General features: G+C 70.3%; 13 protein-coding genes and 2 tRNA genes. 3 read left to right on the top strand and 12 right to left on the bottom strand.

The window, feature by feature from the left end; all coding sequences use genetic code 11:
• Window positions 1-20 precede the first annotated feature (20 nt).
• From P1P70_RS26885 to leuS, 3 genes are all read right to left on the bottom strand, one after another.
• Entirely contained in the window at window positions 21-866 is an 846-nt protein-coding gene (locus P1P70_RS26885; RefSeq protein ID WP_319242091.1) for a DegV family protein, read from the bottom strand.
• A gap of 90 nt (window positions 867-956) precedes the next feature.
• On the bottom strand, window positions 957-1,772 hold the full coding sequence (locus P1P70_RS26880; protein ID WP_319242089.1) for a hypothetical protein: 816 nt from the start codon (window positions 1,770-1,772) through the stop codon (window positions 957-959).
• Between the two features lie 308 nt (window positions 1,773-2,080).
• Window positions 2,081-4,942, bottom strand: coding sequence for a leucine--tRNA ligase (gene leuS / locus P1P70_RS26875; protein WP_319242087.1), 2,862 nt, complete (start codon window positions 4,940-4,942; stop codon window positions 2,081-2,083).
• Window positions 4,943-5,347: 405 nt separating this feature from the next.
• On the opposite strand from leuS, the gene P1P70_RS26870 reads away from it, so the two are divergent.
• Window positions 5,348-6,775 carry a cytochrome b/b6 domain-containing protein gene (locus tag P1P70_RS26870; RefSeq protein ID WP_319242085.1) on the top strand — a complete coding sequence of 476 codons (1,428 nt, stop codon included), beginning with the start codon at window positions 5,348-5,350 and terminating at the stop codon, window positions 6,773-6,775.
• Complete coding sequence (locus P1P70_RS26865) at window positions 6,772-8,388, top strand: NADH-ubiquinone oxidoreductase-F iron-sulfur binding region domain-containing protein (RefSeq protein WP_319242082.1); 1,617 nt, start codon at window positions 6,772-6,774, stop codon at window positions 8,386-8,388. Before P1P70_RS26870 ends, P1P70_RS26865 begins: the two co-directional genes overlap by 4 nt.
• A gap of 121 nt (window positions 8,389-8,509) precedes the next feature.
• Here P1P70_RS26865 and P1P70_RS26860 read toward each other — a convergent pair.
• From P1P70_RS26860 to P1P70_RS26820, 9 genes are all read right to left on the bottom strand, one after another.
• Window positions 8,510-8,582 (bottom strand) — tRNA-Ala (locus P1P70_RS26860).
• Between the two features lie 247 nt (window positions 8,583-8,829).
• Window positions 8,830-9,063 carry a hypothetical protein gene (locus tag P1P70_RS26855; RefSeq protein ID WP_005479297.1) on the bottom strand — a complete coding sequence of 78 codons (234 nt, stop codon included), beginning with the start codon at window positions 9,061-9,063 and terminating at the stop codon, window positions 8,830-8,832.
• 400 nt (window positions 9,064-9,463) lie between these two features.
• Window positions 9,464-9,536, bottom strand: a tRNA-Ala gene (locus P1P70_RS26850).
• Window positions 9,537-9,668: 132 nt separating this feature from the next.
• A complete protein-coding gene (locus P1P70_RS26845; protein ID WP_319242080.1) occupies window positions 9,669-10,337 on the bottom strand; it encodes a histidine phosphatase family protein in 669 nt (222 codons plus the stop codon).
• On the bottom strand, window positions 10,334-10,780 hold the full coding sequence (rsfS, locus tag P1P70_RS26840; protein WP_184894153.1) for a ribosome silencing factor: 447 nt from the start codon (window positions 10,778-10,780) through the stop codon (window positions 10,334-10,336). The genes P1P70_RS26845 and rsfS overlap by 4 nt, the downstream gene beginning before the upstream one ends.
• 150 nt (window positions 10,781-10,930) lie before the next feature.
• On the bottom strand, window positions 10,931-12,772 hold the full coding sequence (locus P1P70_RS26835; protein WP_319242077.1) for an LCP family protein: 1,842 nt from the start codon (window positions 12,770-12,772) through the stop codon (window positions 10,931-10,933).
• Between the two features lie 16 nt (window positions 12,773-12,788).
• Complete coding sequence (gene nadD, locus P1P70_RS26830; RefSeq protein ID WP_319242075.1) at window positions 12,789-13,499, bottom strand: nicotinate-nucleotide adenylyltransferase; 711 nt, start codon at window positions 13,497-13,499, stop codon at window positions 12,789-12,791.
• Window positions 13,500-13,557: 58 nt separating this feature from the next.
• Complete coding sequence (locus P1P70_RS26825; protein ID WP_045557516.1) at window positions 13,558-13,725, bottom strand: hypothetical protein; 168 nt, start codon at window positions 13,723-13,725, stop codon at window positions 13,558-13,560.
• Between the two features lie 176 nt (window positions 13,726-13,901).
• Window positions 13,902-14,072 carry a hypothetical protein gene (locus P1P70_RS26820; protein ID WP_319242073.1) on the bottom strand — a complete coding sequence of 57 codons (171 nt, stop codon included), beginning with the start codon at window positions 14,070-14,072 and terminating at the stop codon, window positions 13,902-13,904.
• Window positions 14,073-14,170: 98 nt separating this feature from the next.
• On the opposite strand from P1P70_RS26820, the gene P1P70_RS26815 reads away from it, so the two are divergent.
• Window positions 14,171-15,247: a M48 family metallopeptidase gene (locus P1P70_RS26815; protein ID WP_319242071.1), complete on the top strand. Its 1,077-nt coding sequence runs from the start codon at window positions 14,171-14,173 to the stop codon at window positions 15,245-15,247.
• Window positions 15,248-15,280 lie beyond the last annotated feature (33 nt).

Raw genomic sequence — 15,280 nt, 5'->3', positions numbered from 1 at the left:
CCCCCGACACGGCACTCCCCTCACCGAGGCGAGACCACCACACCCAGCAGCCCGGGTCCCGTGTGCGCCCCGATCACCGCCCCGACCTCGCTCACATGCAGATCGGCCAGCCCGGACACCCGGCCCCGAAGCCGCTCCGCGAGCGCGGAGGCCCGGTCGGGCGCCGCGAGGTGGTGGACGGCGATGTCGACCGGCCCCGCGGCCGCCCGTTCGGCGACGATCTCCTCCAGGCGGGCGATCGCCCTGGACGCCGTACGGACCTTCTCCAGCATCTCGATACGGCCGCCGTCCAGCTGCAGCAGCGGCTTGACCGCCAGCGCGGACCCGAACAGTGCCTGCGCCGCACCGATACGTCCGCCCCGGCGGAGGTAGTCCAGCGTGTCGACGTAGAAGAAGGCGGACGTCCCCGCGGCCCGCTTCTCGGCGGCTGTGACGGCCTCGTCCACCGTGCCGCCCGCCTCCGCGGACTCGGCGGCGGCCAGGGCGCAGAACCCGAGGGCCATCGCGACCATCCCGGTGTCCACGACGCGCACGGGTACGGGTGCCTCGCGGGCCGCGAGCACGGCCGCGTCGTAGGTGCCCGAGAACTCGGCGGAGAGGTGGAGCGAGACGATGCCCGTGGCGCCCGACTCCGCGACCCTGCGGTAGGTCTCGGCGAACAGCTCGGGGCTGGGGCGGGAGGTCGTGACGGACCGTCGTTTCTGCAGCGCCTGGGCCAGGGAGCGGGCCGAGATCTCGGTCCCTTCTTCGAGCGCCTGGTCGCCGAGGACCACGGTCAACGGCACCGCGGTGATGCCGTGACGCTCCATCGCCGGCGGCGGCAGGTAGGCCGTTGAATCGGTGACGATCGCGACATGGCGGGACATGAGCTGGAGGTTACCCGCCGAGCCGCGCCGACGGCAGCCCGGCCCCTGTCACCCGCGACCGCACGGTGCGGCCGGACCGGGGTGACTGGCTCAAGTGGTGCTCTCCGGGCGGGGCTTCTTCTGCCACGGGTAGGTCGGCCGCGCGCTCGGCGGAGTGATCGCGGGCCTGGGCGGCTCCTGACCCCTACGGGACTCCCCGTCGCGGGACGCGCCTTCACCGGACCCGGCACCGCGGGACGCCGCCCCACCGGACCCGGCACCGCGAGACGCACCCCCGCCCGACTCGGGAGTCTCCTGCCAGGTCTGCCCCGTGGAGGTTGCCGGCTCGGGCTTGGGCGCCTCCGGCCACACCGCGGCGGGTTCCGTCGTCCAGTGCCGCAACGCGCCCGCCTCGACGTCGATCTGCGCACTGAGCGTGTCGAGGTCGTCCTCCGCGAACTTGCGGGCCCGGTCGTGCGCCGCCCAGCGCAGCGAGTCGGCGGACTTGACGACCCGCTCGGTGCGCTCGCGCAGCGCGGGGAGCCGCTGGACGAGCTTGGCGCGGTCGGGCTCGGGCTCCAGGCGCCGCAGCTCGTCGTCCAGCTCCCGGCCGTGCTTGCTGAGCTGCTCGAAGAGGGCCAGGGACTCCTTCAGCGACTCGTCCTCACCCACCCCCGCCTGCAGGGCCTCCTGGGTGGCCCGCATGGAGGTGCGCAACTTCAGCCGTAGGTCGGCCAGTTGCCCGACGGGCCCCGGCTGGGCCAGGCTCCTGGCGCGCAAAGTGGTGTCCTCGACGGTCCGCTTGGCCTGCGTGATCGTACGGTCCACGCCGCGCTTGGCCGCGCCGACCGCCTTCACCGTGGCGTACGCCCCCAGGACCACGAACATCACGAAGAACAGGGCGACGACTGCGATGACGGCATCCACGACGCGCTCCTCCTTCGACCGGCACGGTATGTGCTGCGGCGCTCTTCAACGGTAAACGCAACAGGCAGGTCCCAGGTTCCATCGGAACCCGGAACCTGCCCGTAGGGGACTCCCCCGAACCACCACCGACCGGCAGCGGATCGTCCACCGGCGGCTACCCCAGGTCACCGGGCGGGCGACCGCCCGAGGTCACCACTCAAGCTCAATCGATCTCGCTCGATCTCGTTCGCTCTCGCTCAACTCAATCGATCTCAGGCGGCGGCCTCACGCGGCCTCACGCGAGCCCGCAGCGGACACCCCCACCGCCCTCACGTGACGATGTTCACCAGCTTCGGCGCCCGCACGATCACCTTCCGGATCGGTGCCCCGGCCAGCGCCGCGACCACCTTCTCGTCGCCCAGGGCCACCTTCTCCAGCTCCTCCTCGGAGATGGTCGGCGGCACCTCCAGCCGGGCCTTGACCTTGCCCTTGATCTGGACGACACAGGTGACGGCCTCGTCGACGACGTACGCGGGGTCGGCGACGGGGAAGTCCTGGTGCACGACCGAATCGCCGTGCCCCAGCTTGCGCCACAGCTCCTCGGCGATGTGCGGGGCCAGCGGCGCGACCAGCAGGACCAGGAACTCGGCGACGGAGCGGGACACCGGGCCACCCACCTTGGTCAGGTGGTTGTTCAGCTCGGTGACCTTGGCGATCGCGGTGTTGAACCGCAGGCCCTCCAGGTCCTGGCGGACACCGTCGATGGCCTTGTGCAGCGCCCGCAGGGTGTCCTCTCCGGGCTCGGTGTCGACGACCGTCACCTCGCCGGTGGCCTCGTCGACGACGTTGCGCCACAGCCGCTGCAGCAGCCGGAACTGGCCGACCACCGCGCGCGTGTCCCACGGCCGGGAGACGTCCAGCGGGCCCATCGCCATCTCGTACAGGCGCAGCGTGTCGGCGCCGTACTCCTCGCAGATCGACTCGGGGGTCACCGCGTTCTTCAGGGACTTGCCCATCTTGCCCAGCAGGCGGCTGACCTTCTCGCCCTGGTAGTAGTAGGTGCCGTCGCGCTCCTCCACCTCGGCGGCCGGCACCGCGAAGCCACGGCTGTCGCGGTAGACGAAGGCCTGGATCATGCCCTGGTTGAACAGCTTGTGGAACGGCTCGGCCGACGAGACGTGCCCCAGGTCGAACAGGACCTTGGACCAGAAGCGCGCGTACAGCAGGTGCAGCACCGCGTGCTCGGCGCCGCCGACGTACAGGTCGACACCGCCGTGCGGCTGGCCCTCGCGCGGGCCCATCCAGTACCGCTCGATCTCCGGGTCGACCAGCTTCTCGGAGTTGTGCGGGTCCAGGTAGCGCAGCTCGTACCAGCAGGAACCGGCCCAGTTGGGCATGGTGTTGGTCTCACGCCGATAGCGCTTGGGACCGTCGCCCAGGTCCAGCGTGACGTTCACCCAGTCCGCGTTGCGCGACAGCGGTGTCTCGGGCTGGGTGTCGGCGTCGTCCGGGTCGAAGGTGCGGGGGCTGTAGTCCTCGACCTCGGGCAGCTCCAGCGGCAGCATCGACTCGGGCAGCGAGTGGGCGACGCCGTCCTCGTCGTAGACGATCGGGAAGGGCTCGCCCCAGTACCGCTGGCGGCTGAACAGCCAGTCGCGCAGCCGGAAGTTGACGGTGCCCTCGCCGATGCCGGACCGCTCCAGCCACTCGGTGACGCGCGCCTTGGCCTCGACGACGCCCAGGCCGTCCAGCGAGACGCCCTCACCGGTGGAGTTGACGATCTTCGCGTCGTACGACACGAAGGCCTCGTCCCACGTCGGGGTGTCGGTGCCGCGGCCGTCCGTGGGCTCGACCACGCAGACGATCGGCAGTTCGAAGGCGCGGGCGAAGGCGAAGTCGCGCGTGTCGTGCGCCGGGACGGCCATGATCGCGCCGGTGCCGTAGCCCATCAGGACGTAGTCGGCGATGAAGACCGGGATCCGCTCGCCGTTGACCGGGTTGGTGGCGAACGAGCCGGTGAAGACGCCGGTCTTGTCCTTGGCCTCGGCCTGCCGCTCGACGTCGGACTTGGAGGCGGCCTGCGCGCGGTAGGCGGCGACGGCCTCGGCGGGGGTCGCGTGACCACCGGTCCACACGTCGTGGGTGCCCTCGGGCCAGGCGTCCGGGGTGAACTTGTCGACCAGCGGGTGCTCGGGGGCCAGCACCATGTAGGTCGCGCCGAACAGAGTGTCGGGGCGGGTGGTGAAGACGGTGATGCGCTCGCCGTCGATCGGGAAGTCGACGCGGGCGCCCTCGGAGCGGCCGATCCAGTTGCGCTGCTGCAGCTTGATGGCCTCGGGCCAGTCCAGCTCGTTCAGGTCGTCCAGCAGACGGTCGGCGTACGCCGTGATCCGCATGTTCCACTGGCGCAGCTTGGCCTTGAAGACGGGGAAGTTGCCCCGCTCGGAGCGGCCGTCGGCGGTGACCTCCTCGTTGGCCAGCACGGTGCCCAGACCGGGGCACCAGTTGACGGGCGCGTCGGATGCGTACGCCAGGCGGTACTCGCCCAGGATGTCGGCGCGTTCACCGGCGCTCAGCGCGCTCCAGGAGCCGCCGCCGGGCAGCGCGCGTTCACCGGACTCGAACTGGGCGACCAGCTCGGCGATCGGGCGGGCCTTCCTCGCCTCGTCGTCGTACCAGGAGTTGAAGATCTGCAGGAAGATCCACTGGGTCCACTTGTAGTAGTCCGGGTCGATCGTGGCGAACGACCGGCGCTTGTCGTGGCCCAGACCCAGCCTGCGCAGCTGGGACTTCATGTTGTTGATGGCGGCCTCGGTGGTGACCCGGGGGTGCTCGCCGGTGGCCACGGCGTGCTGCTCGGCGGGCAGGCCGAAGGCGTCGAAGCCCAGGGTGTGCAGGACGTTGTGGCCGGTCATCCGCTGGTAGCGGGCGTAGACGTCGGTGGCGATGTAGCCCAGGGGGTGACCGACGTGCAGGCCCGTACCGGACGGGTACGGAAACATGTCCATGATGAACTTCTTGGGCCGCGCGGCCGACTCCGCGTCACCCGCCAGGTCGCCCGTGGGGTTCGGCGCCGCGTACGTGCCGTCGGCGTCCCAGAAGTCCTGCCAGCGTGCCTCGATGTCGGCCGCGACGGCGGCCGTGTAGCGGTGCGCGGCCACTTCGGCGGCAGCGGGGTTCGTCTCGCTCATGATCCTCAAAGCTCCATCGATCGTCTCTGCCAGCGGGCTGTTCGTCCAGGAAACGAAAAATCCCCTCACACAGGAGGGGACGCCGCGCTGATGCCGACCACGCCGTCAACGGCGGTCGGGACTGATCAGCGCGGCTCGCTAAGCAGAAGGCGTACGGCACGCATGTGATCAGGGTACCGCAGCCCCGATGGACACGGACCCGCCGTGTGTCGGCCACGAGATCCGGCCAAAAAAAGTTGAACTTTATTCAATTCTTACTTCGCGTAACAGCCACTATGGGACATCGCAGATGTGAGATTGGCCCTTGATAACAACGCAATAACTCAAACCGCGTACCGCCCGGTATTGGCACCACTTACAGTTCGACGACGGGACCGCTTTCCCGAACTGTTCGGAGTTGCCCCCATGAACCCTCGTCGCAGTAACAGCTCGCTGCCCCAGACAGGCCGCTCGGCCTACGGGACGGCCACGGCTGCCGCTCTGCTGCTGATACCCGTAAGTGTGCTGGTCGGAGGTGACGCGTACCGGGAGTTCCTCGACTTCGGAGCGGGCGTTCTCTCGCTCGTCTCGCTGACGCTCTCGGTGCTCTGGGGGCTCGTCGCCCAGGACCGGACCCTGCTCACGGTGCGTCAGCGCATCATCGGCCAGGCCGTCCACCGGACGACCGCCATCGCCTCGGTCGCGTTCCTCGTGCTGCACGTGTCGGTCAAGCTGGCACTGAACCACGTCTCCGCGATCGCCCTGTTCCCCTTCGCCCTCGGCGTGACAGGGTCGGGCGCGCTCATCGGGTTCGGCGCGACCGCCGGCACCATGATGATCTTCGTCGCCATCACCGGCGCGCTCCGCAGCAACTTCGCCTCCCCGGCGCCGGTCGCGGCACGCTGGCGCGCGATGCACATGATGGCCTACCCAGCCTGGTGTTTCGCGCTCGTGCACGGACTCTACGCGGGTCGCGAAGCCAAGCCGATCTTCGTGATCCTCTACTCCGCGGGCCTCATCGCGGTCGCCGCCGCGCTGCTGCTGCGTGCCGCGCCGCGCGAGGTCAAGCGCCAGGTGGTCGAGCGCCTCGCCGCCCTCCTGGGCACCGACGGCCAGCGGCCCCCCGAGGTCGACGAACTCGTGAAGTCCCGCTCGGCCCTGCAGGGCCTGGACGAGACCGGCGGACGCCGCGAGGGCGGCCGGCGCGACGGCGGACAGCGCGACGGCGGACAGCGCGACGGGATGCGGGACACCGGCCAGTTCCCGCTGCCCGGTTTCGGCGGCGGCCAGGGCAACCCCCCGCTGGGCGACCCCCTGGTCCCCCCGCAGCGCGCGGGTGCCTCGGCCGACAGCGGCCCCGGTTTCGCGGCCGCGTACCGCGCGGTGTCGATGACCCCGCGCGCCCAGGAACCCACGGCGCCCTATCTCACCCAGCAGCAGCCGCCGCTGGACATGCAGCCCACACAGGCCATGCCCCGCATGGACGACGGTTCGACCACGGGCAGCACCCGCTGGCCGGCCCCGTCCCCGCCGCCGGTCGGCGAGGCACCCCCGTCCGCGTACGACCCGATGCAGGACACCTTCGCCGGACAGCCGCTGGGCGGGCAGTCGTACCAGGGCGGCCAGGCGTATCCGGGCCAGACGTACCAGGGCGAGACGTACAACACCGGGGCCAACCCCGTGGTCCCCGAAACTTCCTACGGAACCGCTGAGACGAACGCCCCCTACGGCACGTACAACCCGAACGACACGTACAACAGCGGTCCCGCCACTGATGCGCTGTCCGGCTACGAGGACTACAACCAGCCGGGCTCAGGCGAACCCTGGAACGCGCCTTCCGGAGGATTTAAGTGAACGAGGCCCTTCCCGACGTCCCCGAAGTCCGAGTGGTGGGGCTCCCCCAGCTCACCTCGGGCTTCGACCTCGTCGAGAGACTCGACCTCCCCATGCACCTGAAGGTGCACGGTCCGCTCGAGCCGATGGGCGGCGAGCAGCTCGCCCAGCTGTCCGAGCGGATCAACCTGAAGGGCAGGGGCGGCGCGGGCTTCCCGTTCCACAAGAAACTCCGCTCGGTCGCCGAGTCGGCGATCAAGCGCGGCATCCGACCCGTCGTGGTCGTCAACGGCAGCGAGGACGAACCCGCCTGCCGCAAGGACACGGTGCTGATCAACCGTGCCCCGCACCTCATCCTGGACGGCGCCCTGCTGGTCGCGGAGGCCCTGGGCGCCCGCCAACTGGTCATCGGGGTGACACGTGAATCCACACAGCGCTCGATGGAGGCAGCCCTCTCCGAGCGCGGGCTGAGCAACCGGCGCGGCGCCGCCATCCGCGCGAGCGTGCAGCGCAACCCGGTCCGCATGGTCACCGGCGCCGCCGGCTCGCTGATCCGCTCCATCGACGGCGGGCCTCCGATCCCGCCCGGCCGCAAGACCAGCGCCTCCAAGAGCGGTGTCGGCGGCGCGCCGACGCTGCTGTCCAACGCGGAGACCTTCGCGCAGCTCGCCATCGGCGCCCGCATCGGCTCCGAGCGGTACGGCAACACCGGCCTGTACGACGAGCCGGGCACCGTCATGCTCACCGTCTCCGGCGCGGTCGCCCGCCCCATGGTGATCGAGGCGCCCACCGGCGTGCCGCTGCGCTACATCCTCCAGCTCGCCGGCGCGCCGCCGGTCCCGCAGGGCGTGCTGACCGGCGGCTACCACGGCAAATGGATCGACGCGGCGACCGTCAACGAGGCGGTCGTCTCGCGCAACTCGCTGGACGCGGTGGGCGGCGCGCTCGGCGCGGGCGCGATCCTGCCGATCAGCCAGGACACCTGCCCCCTCGGCGAGTCGCTCCAGGTCGCCAAGTGGCTCGCCGAGGAGAGCGCGGGCCAGTGCGGCCCCTGCTACCTCGGTCTGCCGGCCGCCGCGCGCGGCATGGAGGACATCCTCAACGGCGGCGGCCCGGCCGCCCTGGAGGCCCTCAAGCAGGTCGCGAAGAACGTCAAGCGGCGCGGCGCGTGCTCGCACCCGGACGGCTCCGCGATGTTCCTGGAATCGACCATCAAGGCGTTCACGGACGACCTCGCCGCGCACGTCCTGGGCAACGGCTGCGGCCGGCCCGTGGAGGGCGTGCTGCCGCTCTTCGAGGGCGGCCGTATGCCGACCGGCATCCCGGGCGGCGCGGGCCAGGAGGAGAGCGGCGCGAGCCGCCAGAAGATCTTCGTCGACTGGACGCTCTGCCGCGGCCACGGCCTGTGCGCCGACATCCTCCCCGAGGTCTTCCAGCTCGGCGCCGACGGCTTCCCCACCGTCGCCCAGGCCAAGGTCCCGCAGTACGCCGAGGCGAAGGCCCTGCGCGCGGTACGCCGCTGCCCCGCGCTCGCCCTGCGCATCGAGGAGGACAACCGTCCCTCCGCGCCCTCGCGGAACCTGCCGGTACTCTCCCAGGGCCGCGGCCGTCGGGCCCTGGGCAGCGGTCGCTGACACAACCGACGGACACACGGAGGAAGGGCGGGTCACCCCACACGGGATGACCCGCCCTTCCTCTCGCACCGTCGCCGCCAACAACGCGAAGACCCCGTCCACTTGGACGGGGTCTTTTCTGTGGAGCTAAGGAGAATTGAACTCCTGACCTCCTGCATGCCATGCAGGCGCTCTACCAACTGAGCTATAGCCCCTTGCGGTGTTGTCCGCCGGGTTTCCCTGGCGACGACGCCAACATTACCGGTCTCCCACGCGCACCACCAAATCGTTTCCGTCGGGCGCGAACTATGGACGATTCAGGGCGCTTTTGTCGGATTCCGGAGAGCGTACCGCTCAGCCTCCGTTCACGGTCTCGTCCCCCGACGGCTGCCACGAGGCCGCTGGGGCACCCGTGGCGGCCTGGGGACGACCGACGGCCAGGGACGGGCGCCGAGTTGACGCTCAGGCCGTCACGAACGAGTAGAAGCGTTTGAGCGTGCAGTGCTCTTCGAGGAGCCGGCCGTAGATCGGCTCCCCCTCCAGTTCGCGGTACGTCTCGATCGGGTCGCCTTTTATGATCAGCGCCCGGGCGCATTCCTCGCACCAGTACTGGTAGTCGGCGTTGACGGGCTCCATGTCGCGGACGATGGGGGTGCCGCTACCGCACCAGTCGCACTTCCTCCTGTGTGCACCCATCGATCAGCTCCAGCTGTGGCCGCAGGCCGTGCACACGTAGGAGATCCCTCCGTTGTCACCGAGGACTTGGGCAACGTGGAGCGAGCCGCAGGAAGGGCAGAGGAGGGTGGTCTTGCTCCGCATCACCACCGCTGCGGGAAGGTCGTCGACCCTCCCGCGGATGCTCGCAGGCATCGCTTCTCCCTCCCGTCCGGGCCGCGCCCCCTTCCGGCCGTTTGATTCTGCCACGGCCGGACCAATACGGTCAGCGACGCCTTCGTACCAGTCCCAGCACGAAGCGGGAAAGAAGGCCGTCCGCAGAGGTATACGCCTGCGGGGCCGCACCTGCTCAAGAAGGGACGCAGGTCACACACGAAAAATCCCGCTCCCTCACGGGAACGGGATCTTATGTACCGATCTGTGGAGCTAAGGAGAATTGAACTCCTGACCTCCTGCATGCCATGCAGGCGCTCTACCAACTGAGCTATAGCCCCTCGCACCACACGGACGGTGGTCGCTCGGTGTTTCGCCCCGCTCGGCGGGGCGAACAAGAAGAACTTTAGCCTGCGACCAGCCGGAAAGTGAAATCCGGGTCCCGAGCCGTGTGACCAGGCCTCTTGCGGGGCTCAGTCGTCGTCGCCGAGCACCGGCTCGGGGAGCGTGCCGGCGTTGTGCTCCAGGAGCCGCCAGCCGCGGGCGCCCTCGCCGAGGACGGACCAGCAGCAGTTGGAGAGGCCGCCCAGGCTCTCCCAGTGACGGGGCTCCAGACCGAGGAGGCGTCCGATGGTGGTACGGATGGTGCCGCCGTGGCTGACCACGACCAGGGTGCCGTTCTCCGGGAGCTTGTCGGCGTGCCGGAGCACCACGGGGGCCGCGCGGTCGGCGACCTCGGTCTCCAGCTCGCCGCCGCCCCTGCGGACCGGCTCGCCCCGCTTCCACGCGGCGTACTCCTCGCCGTGCCGGGCGATGATCTCGTCGTGCGTGAGGCCCTGCCAGACACCGGCGTAGGTCTCGCGCAGACCCTCGTCGTGGCTGACCTCCAGGGCGGTGAGCGCCGCCAGCTCGGCGGCGGTGTTCGCGGCGCGCGCGAGGTCGGAGGCGACGATCGCGTCGGGCTTGAGGGAGGCCAGCAGCCGGGCCGCGCGACGGGCCTGGCCGAGGCCCGTCGCGGTCAGCTCGACGTCCGTGGTGCCCTGGAAGCGGCGCTCCACGTTCCACGACGTCTGGCCGTGCCGCCACAGGATGAGGCGGCGGCCCCGGCCCTTGCGATCCGCGGAGTCGATGCCCGCAGTCACCGCAGCTCCCCGCCCAGCTCGGCCTCCTCCTCGGCGGCCCGCAGCTTGGCGTGCTCCTCGCCCTTGCCACGGGTGGCCTTGGCATCGGCGGGCAGCTCCAGCTCGGGGCAGTCCTTCCAGAGCCGCTCCAGGGCGTAGAAGACGCGCTCCTCGCTGTGCTGGACGTGCACGACGATGTCGACGTAGTCGAGCAGCACCCAGCGGGCCTCGCGGTCGCCCTCACGGCGGACCGGCTTGGCGCCGAGCTCCTTGTTCAGCCGCTCCTCGATCTCGTCGACGATCGACTTGACCTGGCGGTCGTTGGGCGCGGAGGCGAGCAGGAAGGCGTCCGTGATGGACAGCACGTCGCTGACGTCGTACGCGATGACGTCGTGCGCGAGCTTGTCGGCAGCCGCCTGCGCGGCGGTGTGGAGGAGCTCGAGGGAACGGTCGGTGGCGGTCACTGCACGGCTTTCGGTCGTCGGTCAGGAAACCCTCGCGGGTTACTGCAAGGATCTCACGGCCCACCGACACCGCCCCACGGGTTGACGGATCAGGCCCCGGAGCGGCGCCGAACGGCGGCTCCGGGGCCTGCTGTCGATCCCCCGGCGCGGTCAGCCCGTGGTGCCGGTCGTGCCCGTGGTCCCCGTGGCGCCGGTCGTGCCGGTCGTCCCCGTGGTCCCGGTGGTGTCCGTCGTCTCGTAGTTCTGGCCGAGGACGACGGAGACGTCGGCGTTGGACGTGGTCTCGCCCTTCTTGACGGCGCTGGTCGGCAGGCCGAGGGTCTTGGCGACCTCGATGGCGTCCTGCTTGCGGGCCGCGTCGGAGTAGGTGACCTGTGAGGTCGCCTGGGCGGTGGCGGTGGTGCCGGCGTCGAGGAACGTGTAGCCGCCGTTGAGGACGACGACGCGGGCCTGTTCGGTGGCGTCCTTCTCGCCGGTGGCGTTGCGGATGCCGACCCGGACGGCGTCCCCGGCGTCGGGGCTCTTCGCGGCGCCGCCGAGCAGGTTCTTGACCACACTGTCGGAGGCCTGGGCGCTGAGGGTGCCGTCCTGCTGGACGGGCAGCGACTCGGTCTCGTAGTCGCCGCCCTTGGCGTGGTCGGCGAGCTTGGCCAGGAAGGTGCCGAGGTCCTTGTCGCTGAGCGAGGGGTCGAGGATCTGGGCCAGCGTCTGCACGGTGACGGTGGCGGCCTGGGCGTCGGAGGACAGCTTGCGCAGCACGCCCTGCATCACCTGGCCGAACCGCTTCAGCTGCGCGTCCTGCGACTCGCCTGAGGCCCGGTAGGTGGCGTAGGCGACGGCCATCTTGCCGCTGAGGGTCTGGGCCTTGCCCTTGGTGACGAGGGGGGCCGCGCCCTTCTTCTTCGCCTCGGGGTCGGGCACGTCCGTGTTCGTGTCGACGTCGATGTTGCCGACGAGGCCGACGAGGTTGTTCAGGTAGGGGGTGTCGAGCCGCCAGGTGCCCTCGATGTCGGTGCCCAGGACGGTGTCGAGGGCGTCGCGGGTGCCGGAGGAGCCGTCGTCGTCGACGGACTTGGCGAGGGTGGTCGTGGTGCCGTCGTCGCCGGTGAGGGCGAGGGCGTTGGGGATCAGGACGGTGGCACCCCGCCCGGTGGTGGTGTTGTTCACGAGCAGCGCCGTGGAGGTGCCGCCCCCCTTGGTGTCGTGCAGGTGGACGACGATCACGTCCCGCTTCTGGGCGGCCGCCGAGGTGGTGGTGCCGGTCTGCTCGTCCGACGAGGCCCCGGGCAGCATGCCCGCCCACCACAGGTAGCCGACGCCGCCGACCGCGACCAGGGCCAGGACCACCACCAGGGCGACCATCCGGCTCTTGGCCCGCCGCTTGGCCTCCTCGCGGCGTTCGGTGCGGTTCTCGGTGAAGTTCAGCCAGTCGATGACGTCCTCGGAGTCGCCGTCGGGCTCCTCCACGAAGGCGAACTGCTCGGTGCGGTACTCCCGTTCCCCGGAGTCGCCCTCCGGGGAGACGTCGCCGGCGGGGTGCCCGCTCTCCCCGACGGCCGTCGACGGTGCCGACTGCTGCGGGATGTAGGCGTTCTGCTCCGTGACGGGGGCGGTCTGCTCCGTCACGGCGGCGTGCGGGCCGCCGACCGCCGTCTGCCCGTAGGAGTCGTACGGGGCGTAGGTCTGCGGGGTCTGCGGGGTCGGCCGACCGGTGTCATAGGCCGTGTCGTAACCCGTTCCGTATCCCTGCGGGTACTGCTGCTGGGCCTGGCCGGTCGCGTACGGGTCGTAGCCGTAGCCTTGGCCGTATCCCTGCTGCCCCTGGGCCTGCTGCGTCCCGTGCTGCTGGGTCCCGTAGGGGTCGTACGCCTGTTGTTGAGGCACCTGCTGAGCGGGCGCCTGTCGGTACACCGGCTGCCCGTACTCGTCGTAGCCGACGAGCTCGTAACTCTGGTCGCCGCCCCCGTAGCCGGCGTCGTATCGGTCGTTCACCGGTGCCCCTCTCGGCTCACTCGCCGCGGTACAGCTGCCGCTTGTCGATGTAGCGCACGACGCCGTCCGGCACCAGGTACCAGACGGGGTCGCCCTTGGCGACTCTCGCACGGCAGTCCGTGGAGGAGATGGCGAGCGCCGGGACCTCGACCAGCGAAACCCCGCCCGCGGGCAGGCCCGGGTCGGCCAGGGTGTGCCCCGGACGGGTGACCCCGATGAAGTGCGCGAGGGAGAACAGCTCCTCCGCGTCGCGCCAGGTGAGGATCTGGGCGAGCGCGTCGGCGCCGGTGATGAAGAAGAGGTCGGACTCGGGGTTGAGCTCGTGCAGTTCGCGCAGGGTGTCGATGGTGTAGGTGAGGCCCTTGCGGTCGATGTCGATGCGGCTCACCGAGAAGTGGGGGTTCTCGGCCGTGGCGATGACCGTCATCAGATAGCGGTCCTCGGCCGCCGAGACCGAGCGGTGGGACTTCTGCCAGGGCTGTCCGGTCGGCACGAAGACGACCTCGTCGAGACCGAACTGGGCGGCGACCTCCTGGGCCGCCACGAGGTGCCCGTGGTGGATCGGGTCGAACGTGCCGCCCATCACGCCGAGGCGGCGCCTACCGGGTTGCGACGGGCGGTTTCCCGGTGCGCCGGAGGCGCTGTCGGACCGGCCGTCCGTGGTGTCGTTCGCCTGGTCCGCCGCCTTGTTCGGCTCCGGACCGGTAGGCATGTCCTGCTCTCCCATGCGTGGAGAGCCTACCGGCCCGGTCGACGCGCACTGTTCGAACGTCCTTTTGCGCGGTTCAGCGATCGCGGTTGAAGCGGGTGGTGATCCACAGCAGCAGCATCAGGGCGACGAAGGCTCCGCCGCCGGTCAGGTAGGGGCTCAGGCTCTCGTGGTTGCCGCCGTGCTCCCCGCCGCCCTCGGCGGCGAGAGTGACCAAGTCGGCAGCGGTGCTGTGGAAGCTCATCGTCGGCGTGACCTATCCGGGTGTGGGATCGGGATAAAGACCCGCCCATCGTAAGCGGGGGGTCCGTCGGCGATCACGCCGACTCCGCCCAGGAGTGAACGGGGGCGCCGCCGGGCGCGTACTTCACGAACGAGCAACCGTTCACGTGCGCCGCACGTCCTTCCCGTCGGCGGGCGTCAGTCGTCCCGCTTGTAGCCCCGCAGCAGGAACCACGCCATCAGGACGGAGCCCAGGACCATCACGATCAGCACCACACGCAGCAGATTGCCCGCTCCCTGTTCCTTGGCGGCGACGTCCGCGGCCTCGGTGAGCCAGGCGGGCTCGGGCGGGTGCGGGAGATGTCCCATGGAGATCGCTCCTTACGGTTGATGCCCTGCCACGGTAACTCCGCCTAGGCTGGACCCCGCTTCGGGGGCAACATGGGCAAACAGAGCATGGGGGAAACATGCCGGACGACAGCCACGAGCAGAACGGGCACGAGAACGTGCCGAGCAGGCAGCGCAGGCGCTTCGAGGGGATCTCCTCCCGGGCGTACGAACACCCCGCGGACCGCTCGGCGCTGGTGGCGCTGCGCAAGCTCAGCGGCTTCGACACGGTGTTCAAGGCGCTCAGCGGTCTGCTGCCGGAGCGCAGCCTCAGGCTGCTGTTCCTGTCCGACTCCGTACGGGTCTCGGACCAGCAGTTCGCCCACCTCAACGACATGCTGCGGGACGCGTGCTACATCCTGGACCTGGAGAAGGTCCCGCCGATGTACGTGAACCAGGACCCGCAGCCGAACGCGATGTGCATCGGTCTGGACGAGCCGATCATCGTCGTGACCACCGGGCTCGTCGAACTGCTCGACGAGGAGGAGATGCGGGCCGTCATCGGTCACGAGGTGGGCCATGCGCTCTCCGGCCACTCGGTGTACCGGACGATACTGCTGTTCCTGACGAGCCTCGCGCTGAAGGTCGCCTGGATCCCGCTGGGCAATCTCGCGATCATGGCGATCGTGACCGCGCTGCGCGAGTGGTTCCGCAAGTCGGAGCTGTCCGCCGACCGCGCGGGCCTCCTGGTCGGCCAGGACCTCCAGGCCTCGATGCGCGGCCTGATGAAGATCGCGGGCGGCAACCACCTGCACGAGATGAACGTGGACGCGTTCCTCGCGCAGGCCGAGGAGTACGAGGCCGGGGGCGACCTGCGCGACTCCGTCCTCAAGATCCTCAACGTGCTGCCCCGCTCGCACCCCTTCACCACGGTCCGCGCGGCCGAGCTGAAGAAGTGGGCCGAGTCGCGTGACTTCCAGCGGATCATGGACGGGCACTACCCGCGGCGCAGCGAGGACAAGGACACCTCGGTGACCGACTCCTTCCGCGAGTCCGCCTCGCACTACACGAACAACGTGAAGAACTCCAAGGACCCGCTGATGAAGCTGGTCACCGACATCGCGGGCGGCGCGGGCGACCTCGGCAGCCGGGTGCGCCGCGGCTTCGGCGGCGGTGCGGCCACCGCCCAGGAAGACCGGCCCCGCGACGACGAGTAGATGACGAGTAGGTGGTCGGGTGCGGGTGGGGGC

It is taken from the genome of Streptomyces sp. MB09-02B (assembly GCF_033794485.1).
In the GTDB taxonomy this organism is placed as follows: Bacteria; Actinomycetota; Actinomycetes; order Streptomycetales; family Streptomycetaceae; genus Streptomyces.
Note: the sequence above shows the minus strand (reverse complement) of the source record. Positions and strands in the feature narration are given on the sequence as shown.